The organism is Roseiarcus sp., assembly GCF_052145395.1.
Taxonomy (GTDB): Bacteria; Pseudomonadota; Alphaproteobacteria; order Rhizobiales; family Beijerinckiaceae; genus Roseiarcus.
Genome location: NZ_JBKQOT010000661.1, coordinates 1 through 4,158, shown reverse-complemented (window position 1 = coordinate 4,158; position 4,158 = coordinate 1). Strand labels below are relative to the sequence as shown.

The 4,158-nt window shown below is 65.5% G+C and carries 3 protein-coding genes; 1 reads left to right on the top strand and 2 read right to left on the bottom strand.

Translation table 11 applies throughout. The features are described from left to right. The first annotated feature begins 685 nt into the window (after positions 1-685). On the top strand, positions 686-1,504 hold the full coding sequence (locus tag ACLP25_RS22730; protein ID WP_442471409.1) for an aldo/keto reductase: 819 nt from the start codon (positions 686-688) through the stop codon (positions 1,502-1,504). 28 nt (positions 1,505-1,532) lie between these two features. Here the strand turns inward: ACLP25_RS22730 and ACLP25_RS22725 are convergent, their stop codons facing one another. Together ACLP25_RS22725 and ACLP25_RS22720 are read right to left on the bottom strand one after the other, a co-directional pair. After that, positions 1,533-2,780, bottom strand: a complete 1,248-nt coding sequence (locus tag ACLP25_RS22725; protein WP_442471408.1) for an efflux RND transporter periplasmic adaptor subunit — start codon at positions 2,778-2,780, stop codon at positions 1,533-1,535. 12 nt (positions 2,781-2,792) lie between these two features. Beyond that, positions 2,793-4,158, bottom strand: a 1,366-nt coding sequence (locus tag ACLP25_RS22720; protein WP_442471407.1) for an efflux RND transporter permease subunit, incomplete at its 5' end; no start/stop codon positions are given.

Below are 4,158 nucleotides of genomic sequence, written 5' to 3'. Positions count from 1 at the left end.
GTTGAACGACCCTCGATTCTCAGGACGGGGCTGCCCGTCGCGCCATCGCTTTCCTATCGGCTCGCTACCCGCCCTCCCGGCTCACGCCCCCCGCGCAGCGGGCCGGAGCGGAGCGACTTCGTGCCCTTGCGCATTCCCGCCATTCCAGTCGGGCGATGACGTCGGGCCGCCGCGCTCGCGTGAATGGCGATGGCGACTTTTGATTGCGGAAAAGCAGAAAATCAGGTATCATCCCTTCATGCGAACATCAGACGAAGCGCAAGCGGACCGATGCCGTCCCGCACGGGACGCGGCCTTTTACCCGGGGAGGAGCCGCATGACGAATAAAATCGGCGTGAGGTCGCGCGTAACCCATTGAAAAGGCTCGTTTCGGTCGAGAGAATCCAAGGAATTCCAAGAAAATCCAACCGTCCAAACCCGGAAATTCGCGGAGCCCCGCGCTGTCCCTGCGGAGGCCTGAGGAAATCCAAATTTCTCCGCGCCGGCGTCCAGGCGACCGGCGGGCCTCCCTCAATGGATTCGGCGCCATGGCCCGTCGACAGACGAGGCTTTCGCGCCCTGCGGATAGTGGACATGGGTCAACGACCGCGTCTCCTGTTCGGCCTGCTCCAGAACGCTTGCGCGGCCGGTGCGCCCTCGGCGATAGTCGGGCGATCACCCCGGAAACGATTGAGGAGCGCGCGCCATGGCCGAACAACCGATCGTCACTCTTAACGACGGCGTTTCGATGCCGCAGTTCGGGCTCGGCGTCTTCCAGACCCCGCCCGAGACGACGGCGGAGGTCGTGCGGCAGGCGGTCGCGGACGGCTATCGCCTGGTCGACACCGCCTCGATGTATCGCAACGAGGAGGGCGTCGGCGACGCGCTCGAAGGCCGGCCCGACGTGTTCGTCACGACAAAACTCGGCAACGGCGATCACGGCTTCGACAACGCGCTTCGCGCCTTCGACTTGAGCGCGAAGCGGCTCAGGCGCGAGTCGGTCGATCTCTACCTCGTTCACTGGCCGAGGCCGCGCGCCGGCCTCTATGTCGAGACCTGGAGGGCGCTCGTCCGTCTCCGGCAGGAGGGCCGGATCCGCTCGATCGGTGTCTCCAATTTCAACCGCGACCATTTGGAGCGGATCATCGCCGAGACCGGCGTTACGCCCTCCGACAACCAGATCGAGCTTCACCCCCGCTTCCAGCAGGAGGCCTTGCGGGCCTTCCACGACGAGCTCAAGATCATGACGGAATCGTGGAGTCCGCTGGGCCGCGCCGCCTTTCTCTCCGACCCCGTGATCGGGAGCATCGCGGCAAAGCACGGCAAGACGCCGGCGCAGGTGGTGATCCGATGGCACCTCGACAGCGGCCTGATCGTGATCCCGAAATCCGTCCGGCCAGCGCGCCTGAAGGAGAACATCGGGGTGTTCGACTTCGCGCTCGACGCCGACGATCTCAGGTCCATGCGAACGCTCAATTCGCCGAGCGGGCGCATGGGCCCCGATCCCGCGACGGCGACCTTCTGAGCCGCCGAGCGGCGATCTCGCTTGAGTTTTAGAGGCTTGGCGGTTTGCTCGGCGCAGCTGTTGAGACCCGCGCAACCGCCTTCGGGTCCGAATTGGCGACGCTCACCTTGTCGCCGTTCTCAGTGGATTCGAGCGGGCTGTCGACGAGCCGGTCGGACGGCATGAGGCCGGACTCGATCTCCACCCGGTTGCCGAGATTGCGGCCGACGGCGACCGGCTTCAACACGACCTTGTCGTCGGCGTCGAGCGCGGCGACCCTCATGCCCTGAGCGCTGAAGACGAGCGCGGTCAGCGGAACGGACAGCGTGTCCGGATCGGCGGGAATGTGGAAGTGAACCTCGGTGAAGGCGCCGGGCCAGAGCTTCCCGTCCGGATTGTCCGCCTGCAACTCGATCAGGGCCGTGCGCGAGTTTTCCGCCAGCGCATTCGACGTGGACACGAGCACGGCTTCAAAGGTCTCTTTCTGGCCGGGCAAATGCAGCGTGGCCTTAATGCCCGGCCTGAGCTCCCCGAGGAACGCCTGCGGGACATTGACGTAGATGCGCATGCGGTGGATGTCGGCGATCTGAAACAGGGCGCGCCCGGTATTGCCGCCCGCATTGACGAGATCGCCGATATCGACGTTGCGCGCCGTGACCACGCCGTCGAAGGGCGACTTGATCTGCTCGAAGCTGGTCAGCTCCTCGAGCCGGCTCACGGCGGCCTGCTGCGCCACGACATTGGCCTTGGCGACGGACACCGCCGCCGCGCGCGCCGCGGCGTTCAGGTGGTCGGTATCCCCCTGCTGTTTGCTTGACCAACCCTCCGTCACCAGCTGCGCGGTTCGCTGGTCCGTCACCCTGCCGAGGTCGGCGTTCGCCTGCGCCTGCTCCACGGCGGCCTGCAGCTGAACCAGTTGCCCCTTCGCCTCTTCGAGCTGCTGATCGAGATCCGGCGCTGAGATCGTCGCCAAAATCTCGCCCTTCGTGACGTGCGCGCCGATGTCCTTGTTCCAGGCGGTGATGTAGCCGCTGGCGCGAGCAAAAAGGGAGCCGGTGACGAACGCGGCGACGTTGCCCGGCAGGATCAATTCCTGTTCTCCCGAAACGCGCTCGGGCCGCACCACACGCACGGTCGGGACGATCTGGGCGTCGGTCCAGGCCGCGACCTCCTGCTTGCTCTTGGCGCGATCCATGATGCCGGAGGCGGCAAGGCCGACGGCGCCGATCGCGAAAACGCCGACGAAAATCAGGACACGATGCTTTTTCGGCGGGGTGGCGGGGGATTCAGAGGACATGGCTGCTCCGGATCAGGCGTGAGACGGCAGGCCGGCGAGCGGCGCCGTCGCGTCGGCCTTGGCCTTGCTGGGGTTGCGGTGCGCGATCGAGAACACGGTCGGCACGAAAAGAAGCGTCGCGAAAGTCGCAAACAGAAGACCGCCGATGACGGCGCGCCCGAGCGGGGAGTTCTGCCCGGGCTCGATGGCCATCGGCAGCATGCCGATGATCATGGCGAGCGCCGTCATCAGCACCGGCCTGAAGCGCGTGGCGCCGGCGAGGAGCGCAGCCTCGACTGCGCTCTTGCCTTCCGCAAGCTGCTCGCGCGCGAAGCTGACCACGAGAATGCTGTTTGCCGTCGCCACGCCCATGCACATGATCGCGCCCGTCAAGGCCGGGACCGACAAGGTGGTGTGCGTGAGGAACAGAATCCACACGATGCCCGCCAAGGCGGCCGGAAGCGCCGTGATGATCACGAACGGATCGAGCCAGGATTGGAAGTTGACGACAATCAGCAGGTAGATCAGCACGATCGAGAAGGCCAAGCCGATCATGAGCTGCTGGTAGGCGCTCTGCATGGTCGCCACCTGGCCCCGGATCGTGACGGTCGACCCTTTGGGAAGCTCGCCGAGGGAGTCGTCGACAATCTTTTGGACGTCCGCAGCGACGCCGCCGAGATCCCGGTCCTGGGTCGTCGCATAGATATTCACGATGTCGCGGATGTCGTAATGCGAAACGACCGCGTTCATCGGCTCCGGGGAAAGGGTCGCCAGCCCCCCCAGGAGCTGCTGCGAATTGGGGGCCTGCAGCGGCAGGTTTTTCAGTTCTCCCAGCGTATCGATGCCATATTGCGGGGTCTGGACGGAAACGGCGTAGGAAACGCCGTTCGTGGGGCTCAGCCAGTAGGTCGGGGCCGTCTGGGTGCTGCCGGAGAGCGTCGTCTGAAGGCTCGTCGAGGCGTCGTTCTCGGTCAATCCCACGACGCCGGCGAGCTCGCGGTTGAACTCGACCCTGAGGGCGGGGTCCTGGAAGGCTTCCTGGATGCGCGGGTCGGCGATTCCGGGAACATGGCGGATCTTCGCCAGCAGTTTGGTGGCGAAAGCGCGGCTGGCGTTGAGATCATTGCCGGCGATCTGGACGTCGATCGGCGCGGGCGAGCCGAAGTTGAGGATCTGGCTCACCATATCCGCCGGCAGGAACGAGAAGGTCGCGCCCGGGAACGCCCTCGGGAGTTGCTCGCGCAACGTCTTCACGTAGTCGTCAGTCGGGGTCGACCCTTCGCGCAAGGTCACCAGAATGTCGGCGTCGAACACGCCGACCGTTCCCGTGTTGCTGTAGGAAAGGTTGATGCCGCTGACCGGCAGGCCGATGTTGTCGACGACGCTCGCCAGCCGGTCC